At 61.6% G+C, this 17,539-nt stretch carries 17 protein-coding genes, 1 tRNA gene and 1 pseudogene; 11 read left to right on the top strand and 8 right to left on the bottom strand.

Annotation, left to right across the window (positions count from 1 at the left end):
- Positions 1–8: 8 nt before the first annotated feature.
- Positions 9–719 carry a DUF3581 family protein gene (locus C8E00_RS07975; RefSeq protein ID WP_133696659.1) on the bottom strand — a complete coding sequence of 237 codons (711 nt, stop codon included), beginning with the start codon at positions 717–719 and terminating at the stop codon, positions 9–11.
- Positions 720–985: 266 nt separating this feature from the next.
- Between C8E00_RS07975 and thiI the strand changes: the two genes are divergently transcribed.
- From thiI to nth, 5 genes are all read left to right on the top strand, one after another.
- The gene (gene thiI, locus C8E00_RS07980) at positions 986–2,476 is read left to right on the top strand and encodes a tRNA uracil 4-sulfurtransferase ThiI (protein ID WP_133696661.1); all 1,491 of its coding nucleotides are present in this window, start codon (positions 986–988) and stop codon (positions 2,474–2,476) included.
- Between the two features lie 30 nt (positions 2,477–2,506).
- Positions 2,507–2,896: a gamma-glutamylcyclotransferase family protein gene (locus tag C8E00_RS07985; RefSeq protein ID WP_133696663.1), complete on the top strand. Its 390-nt coding sequence runs from the start codon at positions 2,507–2,509 to the stop codon at positions 2,894–2,896.
- A 111-nt stretch (positions 2,897–3,007) separates the two neighbouring features.
- Positions 3,008–5,053 carry a methionine--tRNA ligase gene (gene metG, locus C8E00_RS07990; RefSeq protein WP_133696666.1) on the top strand — a complete coding sequence of 682 codons (2,046 nt, stop codon included), beginning with the start codon at positions 3,008–3,010 and terminating at the stop codon, positions 5,051–5,053.
- A 10-nt stretch (positions 5,054–5,063) separates the two neighbouring features.
- On the top strand, positions 5,064–6,068 hold the full coding sequence (rsxB, locus tag C8E00_RS07995; RefSeq protein ID WP_133696669.1) for an electron transport complex subunit RsxB: 1,005 nt from the start codon (positions 5,064–5,066) through the stop codon (positions 6,066–6,068).
- Between the two features lie 7 nt (positions 6,069–6,075).
- Entirely contained in the window at positions 6,076–6,714 is a 639-nt protein-coding gene (gene nth, locus C8E00_RS08000; protein ID WP_133696671.1) for an endonuclease III, read from the top strand.
- A 22-nt stretch (positions 6,715–6,736) separates the two neighbouring features.
- Here nth and C8E00_RS08005 read toward each other — a convergent pair whose 3' ends face one another.
- The 5 genes from C8E00_RS08005 to C8E00_RS08025 all read right to left on the bottom strand — a co-directional run bounded on the left by C8E00_RS08005 (position 6,737) and on the right by C8E00_RS08025 (position 10,717).
- Complete coding sequence (locus C8E00_RS08005; protein ID WP_133696674.1) at positions 6,737–7,792, bottom strand: tRNA-queuosine alpha-mannosyltransferase domain-containing protein; 1,056 nt, start codon at positions 7,790–7,792, stop codon at positions 6,737–6,739.
- A gap of 68 nt (positions 7,793–7,860) precedes the next feature.
- Positions 7,861–8,286 (bottom strand): DUF1161 domain-containing protein, encoded by a 426-nt coding sequence (locus tag C8E00_RS08010; RefSeq protein WP_133696676.1) that lies wholly within the window; start codon positions 8,284–8,286, stop codon positions 7,861–7,863.
- Positions 8,287–8,296: 10 nt separating this feature from the next.
- A complete protein-coding gene (locus tag C8E00_RS08015) occupies positions 8,297–8,971 on the bottom strand; it encodes a glutathione S-transferase (RefSeq protein ID WP_133696679.1) in 675 nt (224 codons plus the stop codon).
- A gap of 162 nt (positions 8,972–9,133) precedes the next feature.
- Positions 9,134–9,424: an HlyU family transcriptional regulator gene (locus C8E00_RS08020; protein ID WP_133696681.1), complete on the bottom strand. Its 291-nt coding sequence runs from the start codon at positions 9,422–9,424 to the stop codon at positions 9,134–9,136.
- A 72-nt stretch (positions 9,425–9,496) separates the two neighbouring features.
- Positions 9,497–10,717, bottom strand: a complete 1,221-nt coding sequence (locus C8E00_RS08025) for an argininosuccinate synthase (RefSeq protein WP_133696684.1) — start codon at positions 10,715–10,717, stop codon at positions 9,497–9,499.
- 208 nt (positions 10,718–10,925) lie between these two features.
- Here C8E00_RS08025 and rnt point away from each other — a divergent pair, with 208 nt between their 5' ends.
- A complete protein-coding gene (gene rnt / locus C8E00_RS08030; RefSeq protein ID WP_133696686.1) occupies positions 10,926–11,591 on the top strand; it encodes a ribonuclease T in 666 nt (221 codons plus the stop codon).
- Positions 11,592–11,705: 114 nt separating this feature from the next.
- Here the strand turns inward: rnt and grxD are convergent, their stop codons facing one another.
- A complete protein-coding gene (gene grxD, locus C8E00_RS08035; protein WP_133696688.1) occupies positions 11,706–12,044 on the bottom strand; it encodes a Grx4 family monothiol glutaredoxin in 339 nt (112 codons plus the stop codon).
- A 301-nt stretch (positions 12,045–12,345) separates the two neighbouring features.
- Between grxD and argF the strand changes: the two genes are divergently transcribed.
- Both argF and C8E00_RS16605 read left to right on the top strand, forming a co-directional pair.
- On the top strand, positions 12,346–13,266 hold the full coding sequence (gene argF / locus C8E00_RS08040) for an ornithine carbamoyltransferase (protein ID WP_133696691.1): 921 nt from the start codon (positions 12,346–12,348) through the stop codon (positions 13,264–13,266).
- Between the two features lie 368 nt (positions 13,267–13,634).
- Entirely contained in the window at positions 13,635–13,808 is a 174-nt protein-coding gene (locus C8E00_RS16605) for a hypothetical protein (protein ID WP_166638278.1), read from the top strand.
- A gap of 91 nt (positions 13,809–13,899) precedes the next feature.
- Here C8E00_RS16605 and C8E00_RS08045 read toward each other — a convergent pair.
- Positions 13,900–13,975, bottom strand: a tRNA-Ala gene (locus C8E00_RS08045).
- Between the two features lie 322 nt (positions 13,976–14,297).
- Between C8E00_RS08045 and uvrY the strand changes: the two are divergent.
- The 3 genes and pseudogenes from uvrY (at position 14,298) to pgsA (ending at position 17,465) form a co-directional block, all read left to right on the top strand.
- A pseudogene (gene uvrY / locus C8E00_RS08050) lies at positions 14,298–14,941 on the top strand (UvrY/SirA/GacA family response regulator transcription factor).
- Positions 14,942–15,037: 96 nt separating this feature from the next.
- The gene (gene uvrC, locus C8E00_RS08055; RefSeq protein ID WP_133696693.1) at positions 15,038–16,852 is read left to right on the top strand and encodes an excinuclease ABC subunit UvrC; all 1,815 of its coding nucleotides are present in this window, start codon (positions 15,038–15,040) and stop codon (positions 16,850–16,852) included.
- Between the two features lie 64 nt (positions 16,853–16,916).
- On the top strand, positions 16,917–17,465 hold the full coding sequence (pgsA, locus tag C8E00_RS08060; RefSeq protein WP_133696695.1) for a CDP-diacylglycerol--glycerol-3-phosphate 3-phosphatidyltransferase: 549 nt from the start codon (positions 16,917–16,919) through the stop codon (positions 17,463–17,465).
- Positions 17,466–17,539 lie beyond the last annotated feature (74 nt).

Here is a 17,539-nt window from a genome sequence, read left to right on the forward strand (position 1 = left end):
CCGGCCACTCACTCGACCATGGCATGATGCGCCTTGAGGTTCATGAACTTCTCGACGAAAGCATCCATCACCGGCGGATCGTACTCACGCAAGCCGCTGACCACCAGCTTCTTGGACCCATGGCCGATGGCCGTTTCACCGTCGGTCATCTTGAATTGCAGCAAGGCGTCCCCCCGCTTGCCGCAGACGTCTAACGTCGCGCCAGCAAAGGCCACGCCAGCCTCAGCGACATCCAGCCGTGACAACGAGAAGCCCATGCTGTCATAGATCACCAATGGCCGCTGGGGGTTGAACATGACGCCCTGCTCTTCCATCAGCGGTTTTAGATAGTGCGGAAAGTTGCGCCCCGAAAAGGCCACATAACGGCGCGTGAAGGCCTCGATGACGCCGGCGTCGTGGGTAATGTCCCCGCCGCGCTCGACCTCGAGATACACCTTGCCATGGGCGTCGGTCACTTGGACGGTATCGCCGCACTGAGCGAAGCACAACGGTACGCTGTCGCCGACCATGCCCTTGAAATGGAAGGTCATGCGCTGTGCCAAGCCAAAACGGGCCATCACCAAGGCGAACAACAGATCGCCCGGCACGCAGAAGCGCCGGGCATCCACATCATGAATGGGATTGTAATCGCCAGCGATACACTTGGCGAAACGGCTTGCCTGCTCGGCCGTAATACATAGCCGATCATCGGTCACGGTGTGAAAGTCGTCGAGAAACATGCGCTTATCCCTGCCCATCAAGAAGCGCCCACCACGGCGCGGATCACGAACGCCAAGATGGTATCAAATTCGTTGGCGCTCGGGCGCGGACCCCGCACACATTTCTCAACATAGCGCCACCGGACGATAACATCGAGCCCTCAATCGGCATCCAGCTCAAGCTAATGGCGAAAATGCCGTCGTCGTTGAACCCCGGCGGCGTGACTGGCGAGGCAGATGCCGTATTGCTACCATGCGCGCCTTTACTAGCACTCGACACGAGACATATGCGGTATCGCGTCAAGCTTTTCCCCGAAATCACCATCAAGTCGCGCCCCGTGCGCAAGCAGATGGTGCGCTGTCTGCGCACCAATCTGCGCAACATTCTGACGCCACTCGTTCCCGATGTGCGGATCGCCGACTGCTGGGATGCGCTTGAGGTACGGATTCGCCACGTCATCGACGACGCTACCCGCGCGCGTCTGGAAGCAATGCTGTCGCGCGTCCCCGGTGTCCACGAAGTGCTGGTGATCGACGTGCATACCTTCGTGTCCTTCGCCGATACCGCCGAACGCCTGGTGGCGCTGTGGCAAGCGCCGTTGGCTGGCCGCCGATTTCGCGTCAGCGTCAAGCGCCGCGGGCAGCACGATTTCACCTCCGCGGACCTCGAACGCTACCTGGGCGGCGCGCTGCTCGACGCCAGCCCGGACGCCAAGGTGGATCTTGCGCACCCCGAGTTTAACGTCACGCTCGAGTTGCAGGACCAACGTTTACGCCTGGTCACGCGCCGCTTGCCGGGGCTGGGGGGATATCCACTGGGTACCCAGGGCCAGGCACTGGCGCTCATCTCGGGTGGCTACGATTCACCGGTCGCGGCCTGGCGACTGATGCGCCGTGGACTCAAGACGCACTACCTGTTCTTCAACCTTGGCGGTGCGGAACACGAGCAGGCCGTGCGCGAGGTGGTGCATCGGGTATGGCAGGGCTACGGTGCATCGCATCATGCCCACTTCATCAGCGTGCCTTTCGATGGCGTGCTCGATGAAATCCAGCGTCGTGTGCCTCCCGGCCTGGCGGGCGTCGTGCTCAAGCGCATGATGCTGCGTGCCGCCAATCGCGTCGCGGCACGCGCCCGCATTTCGGCCCTCGTCACCGGCGACGCACTGGCACAGGTTTCCAGCCAGAGCCTGGTCAACCTGGGGCTGATCGACACGGTCAGTGAGCGGCCCGTGCTGCGTCCGCTCATCGCCGACGATAAGCAAACCATCATCGAGGATGCGCGCCGCATCGGGACCGCTGCCCATGCCGAGCGCCTGCCGGAATATTGCGGCACGCTCTCGAAACGCCCCAATACACGCCCCAGACCCGATCAGCTCGACACCGCCGAGGCCGACGTCGACATGAACGTGCTCGATGCTGCCCTCGAGGCCAGCAGCCAAACGCGAGTGGACCGTCTGCTCGATACGCCCGCACCGCGCACGCGCGATGTCCCCGTGATCGGGAGTCGCGAGGCGCTAGGCGAAGCCGAGGATGTCACGGTCATCGATATTCGCCATCCCGATGAACGCGACGCCGCCCCGTTGGAGTTGCCGCGAGGCGAACCCTTGGCGATTCCGTTCTTCGAGCTCGGCGAACGCGCGCCCCAATTGCCGCCGAACCGGCGCTACGCGCTATATTGCGATCAAGGCATCATGAGCAAGATGCAGGCGCTGCGGCTCGCCGACCAGGGGCTCACGAACTTCGTCGTCTACCGTGGCCACCATCACGCCGAACACTGAACCGTCATCCGTCGCCAACACAAGGTCGCCATGCACTCCCCCGTTCTCGCCATTCGTCGCACGCCCTTGGTCGCCGTGTACGGCACGCTCAAGCGCGGGTTGCGCAACCACCATTGGCTCGAAGGTGCCACGTTCGTGGGGGCCGACACGCTCGGAGACATCACCCTCTACGACTTGGGCCATTGCCCCGGCGCCAAACGCGAACCTTCACGCGGCATCGAGGTAGAGCTGTACCGAGTCGACGCCCGCGGCCTGCGCCACCTCGACCGACTCGAGGATTATCGCGTTCGCGCACCGCTGACCGGCACCTATGACCGCGTCCTGCATGACACCGCATTCGGCCCCGCCTGGCTGTACCTTTACAATCCCGAGGTCTCGGGCTGCCCAGTGATTCGTACTGGTGGCTGGCCGGTTAGCTAGTACCACGGGCATCACGGATGCAGCCAAGCGCCAAGCGGGCTACAATCGCCTATTCGATCATGTCGTTCGAGACACTTTTCTTCGTTTCCGATTTCAGTCACTAGAGCCACCATGCCGACTACCGCCAACGCCAAGCGCAAGATCCTGGTCACCAGTGCCCTGCCCTATGCCAACGGCTCGATCCATCTGGGCCATTTGCTCGAGTACATCCAGACCGATATCTGGGTGCGCTTCCAGAAGAGCCGCGGCCACGAGTGCCATTACGTGTGCGCCGACGATGCCCACGGTACCGCCATCATGTTGCGCGCAGAGCAGGAAGGCATCACCTCGGAGCAGTTGATCAGCAACGTCAGCGCCGAGCACCAGGCCGATTTCGCCCGCTTCGGAGTGGCATTCGACAATTACCATTCGACGCATTCGGAAGAGAACCGCCAGCACAGCGAGCGTATCTACACGGCGCTGCGTGACGCCGGCCATATCTCGACGCGTGACATCGAACAGATGTACGACCCGGTGAAGGGGTTGTTCCTCGCCGACCGCTTCATCAAGGGCACTTGCCCCAAGTGCCATAGCGGCGATCAATACGGCGATAACTGCGAGGCGTGCGGTGCGACCTATACCCCGGCCGAGCTGATCGACCCGGTCTCGGCGATCAGCGGTGCCACGCCGGAGGTGCGCAGCTCGACGCACTATTTCTTCAAGTTGCCCGACTTCGCCGATTTCATGCAGGGCTGGATCAACGCCGGTCATGTGCAACCGCAGATCCGCAACAAGCTGCTGGAATGGTTCGAGTCGGGCTTCAACGAGTGGGACATCTCGCGCGACGCGCCCTACTTCGGCTTCGAGATCCCCGATGCGCCAGGCAAATACTTCTATGTCTGGCTGGACGCACCGATCGGCTACCTGGCCAGCTTCCAGAACCTCTGTGAGCGCGAAGGCATCGACTTCGACAGTTACTGGAAGAAGGACTCCGAGGCCGAGGTCTATCATTTCATCGGCAAGGACATCGTCTACTTCCACGCCCTGTTCTGGCCAGCGATGCTCGAGGGCGCGGGGCTGCGCACGCCGACCGGCGTCAATTGCCACGGCTTCGTCACCGTCAACGGCGCCAAGATGTCCAAGTCCCGCGGGACCTTCATCAAGGCGCAGACCTATGCCGAATACCTCAATCCCGAGTACCTGCGCTACTACTTCGCCGCCAAGCTCACCGCCGGCGTCGACGATCTGGACCTCAACCTCGAGGACTTCGCCTCGCGCGTGAACGCGGATCTGGTCGGCAAGGTCGTCAACATCGCCAGTCGCTGTGCCGGCTTCGTCAAGAAGCTGGGTGCCGGCCGACTCGCCGCGCACTGTGCCGAGCCCGAGCTGGTGGCCCGCTTCGTGGCGGCCGGCGAGGCCATCGCCGCCGATTACGAGGCGCGCGAATTCGCCCGCGCCATGCGCAAGGTCATGGACCTGGCCGACGAGGCCAATGCCTACATCGCCGACAAGGCGCCCTGGGTGCTGGCCAAGGAAGCAGGCCGCGAGCAGGAGGTGCTCGACATCTGCTCGGTGGGCATCAACCTGTTCCGCATCCTGATGGTCTACCTGCAGCCCGTGGTGCCGGCGATGGCCGAGCAGGCACGCGACTTCCTGCAGATCGAGTCGCTCGACTGGGAAAGCCGCCGCACCTTGCTCGAAGGCCACGAGATCGCCAAGTTCAAGCCGCTGATGACGCGCGTCGATACCGACAAGATCGCGTCGATGACCGAGGCGTCCAAGGAAGTGCTCGCCGAAGAGCAGAAGCTCAAGGAACAGCCCAAGGGCCCCCTCGCCGACGACCCGATTGCCGACGAGATCGGCTTCGACGATTTTGCCAAGCTCGACCTGCGCATCGTGCGCATCGCCAAGGCCGAATACGTCGAGGGTGCCAAGAAGCTCCTCAAGCTGACGCTCGATCTGGGCGGCGAGACGCGCACCGTGTTCTCGGGCATCCGGGCCGTCTACGCACCCGAAGCACTGGAGGGACGCCTGACCGTCATGGTCGCCAACCTGGCACCGCGCAAGATGCGTTTCGGCGTCTCGGAAGGCATGGTGCTGGCCGCCGGCGACAAGGAAGGTGGCATTTACCTCTTGTCGCCGGACAGCGGCGCGGAACCCGGTCAGCGCGTGACCTGAGGAGGGCAAGGTGTCCGCTAACGCCGCGCTCATCGAGACCCTCGACGCCGAACTGCCGCAGACGCAATGCGGCAAGTGCGGGCATCCCGGCTGTCGCCCCTATGCCGAAGGCATTGCCGCCGGCGAGGCGATCAACAAGTGCCCGCCCGGCGGCGAGGCAACTGTGGTGCGCCTGGCCGAGTTGACCGGCCAGACGCCACAACCTCTGGCGCAGCCCGCCGAGTCGCCCAAGGTGGCGTATATTCGCGAGGCAGAGTGCATCGGCTGCACCAAGTGCATCCAGGCCTGCCCGGTGGACGCCATCCTCGGCGCCGCCAAGCAGATGCATACCGTCATCGCCGGAGAGTGCACCGGCTGCGAACTCTGTGTGGCGCCCTGCCCGGTCGACTGCATCGATATCCTGCCGCATCCCGAATGGGTCGCGGCAGAAACCCAAGCCCAGCAAGACGCCTACTTGGCCAAACGAGCCGAACTGGGTCGCCAACGCTATGAGGCACGCCAGCAGCGTCTCGCCCGCCAGGCCGAGGAAAAACGCCGCAAACGCGAACGCCGCCAGGCCAGCGTGTCGGCCATGTCCAAGCACGAGGCTGCCCCTGCGCAATCGACGCAACAGGGTGATGCCTCTAGTGTGGATAGCACGGCCCTCAAGGCGACGCGTGCCACGCTGGTCGCCGGACTCAAGCGAGTGGAACGTCAACGCCAGCGCGACGACCTGGACGCCGAGGCACGCCAGGCGCTCGATGATCGCGCCGAGACGTTGACCTCGCGCCTGGCGGACGTCGACCGGCAACTCGGCAACGCCCAGACACCGCGCGCCGACACCTCTGCCACGCATCATCGGCGCATGGCCGTCAAAGCCGCCGAGCAGTCATTGCGCAAGGCTCGCCAACAAGTCACGCATGCCCAGCGCCATGGCGATGCCGCCAGTCTCGAGGCCGCGCATGGCCAGGTCGACGACGCCCAGCGCATGCTCGATGCCGCTCGCGCCGCCTTCGATTCCCCCTCATCGTCGTGATTCGCCCATGAACGCTCAAAAACGCTACGAGATCTTTTCGCGCCTGCGCGCTCACACCCCCACGCCGACGACAGAGCTGCATTGGGAGACGCCTTTCGAGCTGCTGACGGCGGTACTGCTGTCCGCCCAGGCCACGGATGTCGGCGTCAACAAGGCCACCGCGCGCCTGTTTCCCGTGGCCAATACCCCACAGGGCATTCTGGAGCTGGGCATCGAGGGGCTCAAGGACAAGATCAAGACCATCGGCCTGTACAACAGCAAGGCCGATAACCTGATGAAAACCTGTCACCTGCTGCTCGAACGTCACGGTGGTGAGGTACCCGACACGCGTGAGGCACTGGAAGCGCTGCCCGGCGTCGGTCGCAAGACCGCCAACGTGATTCTCAACACCGCTTTCGGGCAGCCGACCATGGCGGTGGATACGCATATCTTCCGGGTCGCCAACCGCACACGCATCGCGCCCGGCAAGAACGTGCTGGAGGTCGAGCAAAAGCTGATGCGCCATGTCCCCAAGGAATTTCTGCACGATGCGCATCATTGGCTGATTCTGCACGGGCGCTACACCTGCGTGGCCCGCAAGCCACGCTGCGGAAGCTGCGTGATCGAAGACCTGTGCGAGTACAAGGACAAGACAGAGATCAGTTGAAGACGTCTACAGGCGTTCTTGCCTACTCTCCCCCCATAAGTACCTTACGATAGGCCTCACGCCACGCCGGCCACTGCCAGGCGCACGCGTCGGGCAGTGGCGGACGTGATGCAGGATCCGTCAGCCATTGCGCCAAGGTGGTCTCCAGGGACGCCTGGTCCCCCGTGTAACGGTACGCCGACGCGTAATATTCGGGAAAGCACAGGCGGTCCGGCACCAGCGGTATGCAGCCATGGGTCACCGCCTCCATGACCGCCAGCCCCTGGAACTCATGATCGGTCGTAGATACCACGATGTCGGCGCTGTCGAGCGTCTCTTGGTAGACATCGTCGGGCTGCTCGCCCCAGCACACGACGCGCTCGCCCAACCAGGCCCGTGCCGCCTCGAAGACCGGCGGTTGATCGCGGAACTGCTGTCCCATCACCGCCACCTCGAAATCGATACCTTGGCTCGCCAATGCCTGCAACGCGGTAAAAAAGGCCTCAGGATTCTTGTCATACTCCCAGCGATGATTCCACAGAATGCGCCTCCCCGAGCGCGCAGGCTTTGGCGTTTCTTCCGACAAGGGCACGGGAAGCACCACGGCCTTCTCGGCGACGCGTGACAGCACGGCGTCGAGGGGCAGACGCTCCGGCATGCGCTTGAGAAAGTCGCGCGCCCCACACAATAGGCTGTCGCGATTGTAAGCACTGTTGAAGACCACCACATCCGCCGCCAGCGCCGCGTAGAGATTGACCATCAGCGGCTCGGCGCGGACGCGCTGGCCCTTGGGCAGCGGATAAGCGAATTGATTCTCATGGAAGTACACGACCTTGTGCGCCTTCGCCAGCGAGGGATATAGACCCACCAAGGTCGCCAGATCGACCATCGAGGTGGCGACGATCACCTCATAGTCTTCCTGGAGACAGCCACTCTCCTGGCCCAGCCAGGTCAGGGGGTTACCGCGAATACGCCAGGGAAAATGCCGCGCAGGCAGCTCCAACCGCCGCCAGTCGATCTCAGGGAACTGTTGCTGCAGCCCATCCGCCCAGTGCCGATGGCTAACGGCCGCGTAGGCGGAAAGCAATAAAGCCTTCACGGCGGACTCCTGCTGAAAAACCCCCATGGTAGCCAACCGCGGCAATGACCGGAAAGTGGCATCGGCAGCTAGGACGACGGGGCCTGTCCGGCAGGCGATGTGTCGCCCCCACCCGGCTCGCTGCTCCCATCCCGAGGTGGCAGCGCGGCATCCGAGGACGACATGGCGCCACTTCCCTGGGCGCCACGACGGTAAATCACCTTGCGCGTGCCAGCATCACAGCTGCCCACGATATCGCCTTCCGCCAAAGGGTCGCCTTCGCGAACGCGCCCTTCGACGACCCTATCGCTTGAGATGATATCGAGCTGGAAGTCCTCGACGCCATTGGCACGAATCTTGGCTTCGATCTTATCCTGCAGGATATCGCAGGCCATCACGCCGGTGGCACTGCCATTTCCCGCGTCGTGCGCTCTCTCTGGGGCTTGGGCGTTGGCGATGATCGGCAGCGCCAACAGCCCCAATGCCAGCCCTTTGCCCCACCAGTGACTCGTCATGATCGCTCCTCTAGCGTGTCGCACTCAGGTTCAATTCACCGGTCTGCGCCACGGCACGCTGGTAGTCCGATCGTGCACGTATCCGCGCCAACCAGTCGCCAATGGCGGGAAAATCACCGATGCCACGTCGTGATTCGACCGCCAATACGGGGAAACTCATCTGAATATCCGCCGCCGTGAAGTCGGCGCCGGCAAACCAGGCATGCTCACCGAGCGTGGACGCCCAGAAAGCCAGATGCCGCTCGATCTCGGGATCCAGAAACTTGGCTTGCACGCCCTGGCCCAATTTGCCCGCCACGGGGCGCAATAACGCCGGCACCGGCGGCTTTCCAAGGCGTGAAAAGACCAGGTGCATCACCAGCGGCGGCATGGCCGATCCTTCGGCATAATGCAGCCAATAGCGATAGTCGCGATGCGCGGGCGTGCTCATCGGCGGCGCCAGACGGCCATCATCGTAACGCTCGGTCAGGTAATCGATGATCGCTCCCGACTCGGCCACGGTCAGGCCTTCGTCGACGATCAACGGCGCCTTGCCCAGTGGATGAAGACGCTTGAGACTCTCCGGCGCCAGCAGTGTCTGCGGATCGCGATGGTGCGTCACCAGTTCATAGGGCTGCTGCAGTGCTTCCAGCAGCCAGACGATGCGCAGCGAGCGGGAATTGTCGAGGTGATGCACGGTAATCATGCGCGGCTCCATCGGGATGATAAAAGGGTGGTCTCGCTCTACGCGGCAAGAGTTCCCGGTTCGCGTGCCCAGGCGTCACGGGAATAAAAACGCCACTATTTCAGAGGCCGTGGCTCCAAAGATAGTGGCGTTGGCGGCCGTGTGCGCGATCGCCAGGCGCGTTCAGCGCTCCTCGAACATGTCATCGCCGAGATCGTCGATAAAGCGCTGAGCCTTGCGCAGCGTGAGCTGGATGCAATCCTCACGGTTGGACACGATATCCGAGCGCTCGAAGCGATGCTCACGCGTTTCGCCGCCCTCGACGGGCTTGCGAATCCAGCCGCTGACACGGTACTGACCACCGGCATCCTGCGGGTCCGGCGTGATCAGGTAGCCTTCGTAGTCGGTGGCCGGTATTTCCTCGTCATTGACATTACCGCCACGGAACAAGCCATCGATGAGTCGTTTCAGCATGAAGCCTCCTGCGCGCTGGCCATGCGTGCCACGCCGCCCGACCGGGAGGCGTTCGACGCGAGTGAATGCGGATCAGTTCGCCTTGCGGCCTTTGGCCGCCGCGATGCGTAAACGCAAGGCATTGAGCTTGATGAAGCCCTCGGCATCTTTCTGATCGTAAGCGCCTGCATCGTCCTCGAAGGTGGCGATGGAAGCATCGAACAGTGACTCCGCGGACTTGCGCCCGACCACGGTGGCACTGCCCTTGTACAGTTTCATGCGCACCACGCCGTTGACGTTCCCCTGGGTTTCGTCGATGGCCGCCTGCAGCATCTTGCGTTCCGGGCTCCACCAGTAGCCGTTGTAGATCACCTCGGCGTACTTGGGCATCAGCTCGTCCTTGAGGTGCGCCGCTTCACGGTCAAGCGTCAGCGACTCGATCGCGCGATGGGCACGTAGCATGATGGTGCCGCCCGGTGTTTCGTAGCAGCCGCGCGATTTCATGCCTACATAGCGGTTCTCGACGATATCCAGACGCCCGACACCGTTGTCGCCACCCAGTTTGTTGAGCTTGGAAAGCACCTCATGAGGCTTGAGCGACTCGCCATCGATGGCGACGATATCGCCTTGTTCGAAGGTCAGCTCGATATAGGTCGGCGTCTCCGGCGCAGCCTCCGGTGACACGCTCCAGCGCCACATGTCCTCTTCGGCTTCCGCCCAGGGATCCTCGAGAATGCCGCCTTCGTATGAAATATGCAGCAAGTTGGCATCCATGGAGTATGGCGATTTCTTCTTGCTCTTGGAGAAGTCGACCGGAATATCGTGCTGCTCGCAATAATCCATCAACTTCTCGCGGGAGTTGAGGTCCCACTCACGCCACGGGGCAATCACCTGGACGCCGGGCTTCAATGCATAGGCGCCGAGTTCGAAGCGTACCTGGTCATTGCCCTTGCCGGTGGCGCCGTGAGAAATGGCATCGGCGCCGGTTTCGTTGGCGATCTCGATCAGCCGCTTGGCGATCAACGGCCGCGCAATGGAGGTCCCTAGCAGGTATTCACCTTCGTAGATCGTGTTGGCGCGGAACATCGGGTAGACATAATCACGCACGAACTCTTCGCGCAGGTCCTCGATGTAAATTTCCTTGACGCCCAAGGCCTGTGCCTTGGCGCGTGCCGGCTCGACCTCTTCGCCCTGACCGATGTCGGCGGTGAAGGTCACCACCTCGCAATCGTAGGTTTCCTGCAACCACTTGACGATGACGGACGTATCCAAGCCGCCGGAATAGGCGAGGACGACCTTGTTCACATCGGACATGCGGGACTCCTGAAAAGATGGATATGGATCGAATGGTTCGACTGCGCGAACACAGCAAAAACGTCACCCGATTATAGCGCCGAGCAAGGCCGACGAACACCGAGCGACGGGACGTCGAAGGGCGAAAATGCTACACTCGACGCCACTTTGTCGCCTCCAGCAGGGTATGGCGACGCAATCGAGACTGCATCGGGATGGGAGCAAAAGCATGGGCGACGGCCAGGCACGCGATTTAATGGCTCAACGTTTTCGAGGCTTTCTCCCTGTCGTCGTCGATCTGGAAACCGGCGGCTTCAATGCTCAACGAGACGCCCTGCTCGAGGTCGCGGCGGTGACGCTCACCATGGACGAGCTGGGCAACCTGATGCCCGATGCCACGCACGCCTTCCATATCAAGCCCTTCGAAGGGGCCAATATCGAGCAGGCCGCGCTGGATTTCACCGGCATCGATCTCGACAGCCCACTACGCCAGCAGGTGGCGCTGGATGAGCACGACGCCCTGGGTGAAATATTCAAACCGGTGCGCAAGGCCATCAAGGCCAACCAATGCACCCGTGCCGTTCTGGTCGGCCATAACGCCGCTTTCGATCAAGGCTTCCTGAATGCCGCCGTCGAGCGCAATGGCATCAAGCGCAACCCTTTTCATCCGTTTTCGTGTTTCGATACCGCCACGCTCGGCGGTTTGATCTACGGTCAGACCGTACTGGCACGCGCTTGTCGCGCGGCGGGCATCGAGTTCGACAACGCCTCGGCGCATTCGGCCCGTTACGATACCGAACGCACCGCCGAACTGTTCTGTGCCATGGTCAACCGCTACAAGGATCTCGGCGGCTGGGCACTGGCCCAGAAGGAACAAGGCATGGACGAGAACTGACGCGGTACGCCATCACCCCGACGCCCTGCAAACGCAAAGCCCCGGCGATCTTCATCGACGGGGCCGTGCGATGCACCCTGCGCGCTTTCAGGGAAAGCACGTCTGGCTAACGCCTCACTGCTGTTCGGTTTCGGCGTTGGCTGCGGCTTCCTTGATCAGTTTCTCCAACTCACCGCTTTCATGCATTTCGACGATGATGTCGCAGCCACCGACCAGCTCGCCGTTGACCCAAAGCTGCGGGAACGTCGGCCAGTTGGCGTATTTGGGCAATTCGGCGCGGATGTCCGGATTGTCGAGAATGTTGACGAAGGCGAAGCGCTCACCGCACGCCATCACCGCCTGTACTGCCTGAGCGGAAAAGCCGCACTGCGGCAGTTGGGGCGTGCCTTTCATGTAGAGCAGAATCGTGTTTTCGCCGATTTGCTGCTGGATGTTCTCGAGAGTCGTGCTCATCTCAGTGTCCTCACGCGGGCGGCTTGCCATTGGCGGTCACCGCCGCAATACGTCGGGTGAATGTAGGTCCATTCTACTGATGGCGGGCGCCGAAAACAGCCCTCTTGACGCCGACATTGCGCCTTCTTGGCAGCCTGGCTAGGATGGACGGCTTTCCGCACGGCCCTATGTCGCCCTTGCAAGGCCAAGCGTTGCACAAAGCCGCGCCTCGGAGCGCGTCTTGATGTCACGCTCATGCGCTTTCGTCGGTGGGCGTCGTTGCCCTGATATGCCGTGAAACATATATGAAAGGAGCGTCGCCATGGCCACACGCCACTTCTTGACCTTGCTGGATCTGTCACCCGAGGAGCTTAGTCACCTCATTCAGCGCGCGATCACGATCAAGAACCGTCTCAATGCGCAAGGGCCGACCTACACGCCCTTCACTAATCGCACGCTGGCGATGTTCTTCGAGAAATCGTCGACGCGCACGCGCGTCTCCTTCGAAACCGCCATGGCGCATTTCGGCGGCCACGCGCTCTTCCTCTCGCCGCGCGATACGCAACTCGGACGCGGCGAACCGATCGGCGATACCGCCCGCGTACTCGCCGAGATGGTGGATATCGTCATGATCCGCACCTTCTCGCATGCCGGACTCGAAGAATATGCCGCCGCCAGCCGGGTCCCGGTGATCAACGCGCTGACCGACGACTATCACCCTTGCCAACTACTGGCCGATGTCATGACCTGGACTGAATGCCGCGGGTCGGTGAAGGGCAAGACGGCGGTCTGGATCGGTGACGGCAACAACATGTGTCATTCGTGGATCAATGCCGCGCGGCAATTCGATTTCCGACTACGCGTATGCTGCCCGCCCGGGTACGAGCCGGATGGCGACCTGGTGGCCGCCGCCGGCGACCGGGTGGAAATCCTTCACGACCCGCAGCAAGCCGTACAAGGCGCAGAGCTGGTCACCACGGACGTCTGGGCCTCGATGGGCCAGGAAGAGGAGCAGGCCAAGCGCGAACGGGATTTCACCGGCTTTCAGGTCACCGAGGCATTGCTCGATTGCGCCGCCGATAGCGCGTTGTTTCTACATTGCCTACCCGCACATCGCGGCGAAGAAATCAGCACGACACTGCTCGACGACCCGCGCGCCGTGGTATGGCAAGAAGCCGGTAATCGCCTGCATGCCCAGAAGGCGTTGATCGAGTTCCTGCTGCTCGGCAAGGTCGATGAATAACTGACCGATATCCACGTCCACCGCAAGAAACGATGCCGCCCAGGCGGCATCATCGTCCTTGTCTAGCAAACGAATAAAGCGCGCTTGCTGCGCCACACACCGGTAGCCCCCTTTCCTGTAACGTCACTACCTCGGCCTCGGCCTGCCCGAGGTCCCGCTTGACGACGGTGTCTTTCGCCAAAGCATGTCCAAGATCCTGCGAACGTTGATTTTTTACTACCCGGGCGTCGCCAAGGTCTACGTTGACGCAGCGCTGCCAAACACCGACGTTTCTCTTTACGAGCCCCGTGCTCACAGGCTTCGAGCCTGGCCGTCAGCGGACGGCAGATATGCCTTTCATAGCCTCGAGACTACGGCAGGAGAACGACATGTTTCTCATCGAACAACGCGACAACGAACGTACCATCGAATGTCCGGCATGCAGTATCAGCGAGACGATCGTCGGCGATGAGCGTCTTCAAGCCTTCGAAGAGCGCCGTGCCGAGGACGGTTTGCTATACCGGTGTCTGGAATGCGGCGCTAGCGGTCCCGCCAGCCCTTGAGAGACGCCACCTTCGGCCGATAGGGACAGGGAGCATGGCACACACAAAACCGCCGACGGAGAACGTCGGCGGTTGAATATTCGTGCGGAATTGGTGGAGCCTAGCGGGTTCGAACCGCTGACCTCAACACTGCCAGTGTTGCGCTCTCCCAACTGAGCTAAGGCCCCACGTCGATACCTTGTTTTTGCTTCAGGTGTCGATATTCCAGGGGCAGACATCCGCGCCATTGCCCTAGAACGCTGCGTATATTACGGCCACGGTGCCGGCATGTCAAGGTGCGCATCTTGCCACCCAGCGGTGACGCGTCGCGACTGGATAACGCACGAAAGTGCAAAACCGACGGCAGCATAATGCCATGATTACTGTTAGGTTGATCATGAACGTCGCACAGTCGACATATGGCGCATTGCGCTGACGCGCTACATAATGGCCTTGCCACAGACCATGATGAACACTACCGTTAACCGGCGATTGATTGCAGGAGTTCCCTTGATCAAGGTTCTTGTCGCTGATGATCACCATCTAGTTCGTACAGCATTGCCCGAATGCTCGATTCCGAGGACGGTTTGCAGGTTATCGCCGAGGCCGTCGATGGCGAAGAAGCCGTCAACATGGCACGCGAGCTGCGCCCCGATATTGTCTTGATGGACATACGCATGCCCGGTATCGGCGGGCTTGAAGCCACGCGCAAGATCATGCGCGGCATGTCGGACATCAAGATCGTGATCGTGACGGCATTCCTCGAAGAAGCGTTTGCCCAGCGCCTCATGGACGCCGGCGCCGCCGGATTCATCAGCAAGGGCACGGAACTCGATGAAATGGTGCGCGCCATCCGCGCCATCTTCGGCGGGCAGCGCTACATCAGCCCGGATATCGCCCAGAAGGTGGTACTTTCCAAGATGGGGACGCAGGGCAACCCTTTCGATCAGCTCTCGCATCGTGAATTGCAAGTGGCGATGATGATCGTCAACTGTCAGAAGGTCAGCGATATTTCCGATCGACTTTTTCTGAGTCCCAAGACCGTCAATACATACCGCTACCGCATTTTCGAGAAGCTCAACGTACAGTCGGATGTCGAGCTGACGCACTTGGGATTGCGTTTCGGCCTGATCGATGGCTATGAGGCCTCCTGACAAGCGGTATCACCGATGCCTCGAATGCAGGTCCTCGCCCCCCTCGCCCTTTGATACACTAGCGAGCATGATCGATTCAACGAATGCCCCGCGCCCATGAGCTTCGATGCCAAGCATTTCCTCAAGACCGTTTCCGAGTCACCCGGGGTCTACCGGATGCTGGATACGAACGGCGACGTCTTGTACGTGGGCAAGGCCAAGCGTCTCAAGACGCGCCTTGCCAGCTATTTCCGAGGCGCACTCAACGCCAAGACCCAGGCCCTGGTCGGCCGCATCGATGACATCCAAGTCACCATCACACGCACCGAAACCGAAGCCTTGTTGCTCGAGCAGACGCTCATCAAGGAGCAGCGCCCGCCGTACAACATTCTTCTGCGTGATGATAAATCATACCCCTTCATCTTCGTCTCGGATCGGCACCCCTATCCCGCACTCGAATTCAAGCGGGCGCGGCAGAAACGCAGTGATGGCCGCTACCTCGGCCCCTTCCCCAGCTCGACCGCCGTCCGCGAGAGCCTTTCGCTGGTGCAGAAGATATTTCGCATCCGCAATTGTGAAGATAGTGTCTTCGCTCATCGTACCCGGCCGTGTCTTCAGTATCAGATCCAGCGCTGCAGCGCGCCCTGTGTCGACTACATCGGCCGCGAGGAATACCAGCGCGATATCGAGCACGCCATCATGGCCCTGGAGGGGCGCAGTGAGCAGGTGACCGCACAGCTCACGCAGGACATGGAAGCCGCCAGCCAGGCCCTGGACTTCGAGGAAGCAGGGCGTCTTCGCGATCAGATTCAGCAGTTGCGCCGCCTGCAGGAGCGTCAGATCGTCGATACGGGCGACGGCGATGCCGATATCTTCGCGCTCGCCGAACGTCCAGGCGGCGTCTGTATCAGCACGTTGAGCGTACGCGGTGGACGCATGCTCGGGGCACGCCACCATATGCCGCAAAATGGCCTGGATCTCACGGCAGAAGAACTGCTCGGCGCCTTCATCAGCCATTATTATCTGGGCCACGATCGCGACATTCCCAGCGAGATCATCACGTCCCTGCCGCTGCATGATGCCAACGTCATCCAGGCCGCGCTCTCCGAGCGCAGCGGCAAGCGTATCCGCGTGGCACATCAGGTACGCAGCCACCGCGCCCAATGGCTGCGTCTGGCCAGCACCAACGCCGAACAGCACCTCACCAGCCAATTGGCCAATCGTTCGCAGCTGGCCAAACGCTTCGACGCCTTGCGCGAAGCGCTCGACATGCAGGAAACACCGACACGCCTGGAGTGCTTCGATATCAGTCATAGCCATGGTGAAGCGACTGTCGCCTCGTGCGTGGTGTTCGATCAGGACGGACCGGTCAAGTCCGATTACCGACGTTTCAATATCGACGGCGTCGCGGCGGGCGACGATTACGCGGCCATGCGACAAGCGCTGACACGTCGCTATAAACGTCTAATGCAAGACGCCAGCAAGCTGCCCGACGTGCTTATCGTCGATGGCGGCAAGGGGCAGCTCAATATGGCACGCGAGGTGCTCGAGGACGTCGGCATCGTGAGCACTCGTTTGCTCGGCGTCGCCAAAGGCACGACCCGCAAGCCCGGCCTCGAGACATTGTTCCTGGAGACCGTCGACAATGCCCTGTCGCTCGACAGTGCCTCCCCCGGGCTGCACCTGATCCAGCATATCCGCGACGAAGCACATCGTTTCGCCATTACCGGACATCGCCAGCAACGCGACAAACAGCGCCGCACCTCGACCTTGCAGGACATCCCGGGTGTCGGCCCCAAACGTCGCCGAGAGCTGTTACGCTTCTTCGGCGGACTCCAGGGCGTGCGTCAGGCCAGCCGCGATGAACTGGCACGTGTGCCTGGCATCAGCGCCCAGATGGCCACGACCATTCATCAGGCCTTGCATGGATGAGTCATGAGCGGAAAGATAGAATGGCAAGACGATCTCATTCACCAGTCAGGACCTACGTCGCTCGATGAACATCCCCAATCTATTGACGCTTGCTCGCATCGTGTTCATTCCCTTGCTGGTGATTGCCTTCTACCTCCCCTACGCATGGAGTCTTCTCCTGTGTGCGGGGTTGTTCGGCTTCGCCGCCGTGACCGACTGGCTCGACGGTTACCTGGCTCGCCGCTGGGATCAGAGTACGCCTTTCGGTGCCTTTCTCGACCCGGTAGCAGACAAACTCATGGTCGTTGTCGCGCTGGCGCTATTGATCGAGCGCTTCGACGCCGTGTGGCTGACGCTGCCGGCGCTGGTCATCATCGGCCGCGAAATTGTCATCTCGGCGTTGCGCGAGTGGATGGCGGAACTCGGCAAGCGCGGCAGCGTCGCCGTCTCCTGGATCGGGAAGCTCAAGACCACCTTGCAGATGGTGTCACTTTTGCTGTTGCTCGGCTTCGCGCCTGGCACGATGATTGCCAATCTGGGCGTCGTCCTGCTTTATGTCGCCGCCGCGTTGACGCTGTGGTCGATGTTTCAGTACCTGCGAGCAGCCTGGCCTGAATTGACGCGTTCCATGTAAGCGTTATTGTTACGTGGCCGAGGCACATAAACGTTTGACATTCACAGACTTATCTCTATAATACGTCCTCGAGT

This window comes from Chromohalobacter marismortui (genome assembly GCF_004364315.1).
Classification (GTDB): Bacteria; Pseudomonadota; Gammaproteobacteria; order Pseudomonadales; family Halomonadaceae; genus Chromohalobacter; species Chromohalobacter marismortui.

Bases quoted from the DNA above. Each gene is read 5' to 3' on its own strand.
- C8E00_RS07975 (WP_133696659.1), bottom strand. From the start codon at position 719: ATGTTTCTCGACGACTTTCACACCGTGACCGATGATCGGCTATGTATT.
- thiI (WP_133696661.1), top strand. From the start codon at position 986: ATGCGGTATCGCGTCAAGCTTTTCCCCGAAATCACCATCAAGTCGCGC.
- C8E00_RS07985 (WP_133696663.1), top strand. From the start codon at position 2,507: ATGCACTCCCCCGTTCTCGCCATTCGTCGCACGCCCTTGGTCGCCGTG.
- metG (WP_133696666.1), top strand. From the start codon at position 3,008: ATGCCGACTACCGCCAACGCCAAGCGCAAGATCCTGGTCACCAGTGCC.
- nth (WP_133696671.1), top strand. From the start codon at position 6,076: ATGAACGCTCAAAAACGCTACGAGATCTTTTCGCGCCTGCGCGCTCAC.
- C8E00_RS08010 (WP_133696676.1), bottom strand. From the start codon at position 8,286: ATGACGAGTCACTGGTGGGGCAAAGGGCTGGCATTGGGGCTGTTGGCG.
- C8E00_RS08015 (WP_133696679.1), bottom strand. From the start codon at position 8,971: ATGATTACCGTGCATCACCTCGACAATTCCCGCTCGCTGCGCATCGTC.
- C8E00_RS08020 (WP_133696681.1), bottom strand. From the start codon at position 9,424: ATGCTGAAACGACTCATCGATGGCTTGTTCCGTGGCGGTAATGTCAAT.
- C8E00_RS08025 (WP_133696684.1), bottom strand. From the start codon at position 10,717: ATGTCCGATGTGAACAAGGTCGTCCTCGCCTATTCCGGCGGCTTGGAT.
- rnt (WP_133696686.1), top strand. From the start codon at position 10,926: ATGGGCGACGGCCAGGCACGCGATTTAATGGCTCAACGTTTTCGAGGC.
- grxD (WP_133696688.1), bottom strand. From the start codon at position 12,044: ATGAGCACGACTCTCGAGAACATCCAGCAGCAAATCGGCGAAAACACG.
- argF (WP_133696691.1), top strand. From the start codon at position 12,346: ATGGCCACACGCCACTTCTTGACCTTGCTGGATCTGTCACCCGAGGAG.
- C8E00_RS16605 (WP_166638278.1), top strand. From the start codon at position 13,635: ATGTTTCTCATCGAACAACGCGACAACGAACGTACCATCGAATGTCCG.
- uvrC (WP_133696693.1), top strand. From the start codon at position 15,038: ATGAGCTTCGATGCCAAGCATTTCCTCAAGACCGTTTCCGAGTCACCC.
- pgsA (WP_133696695.1), top strand. From the start codon at position 16,917: ATGAACATCCCCAATCTATTGACGCTTGCTCGCATCGTGTTCATTCCC.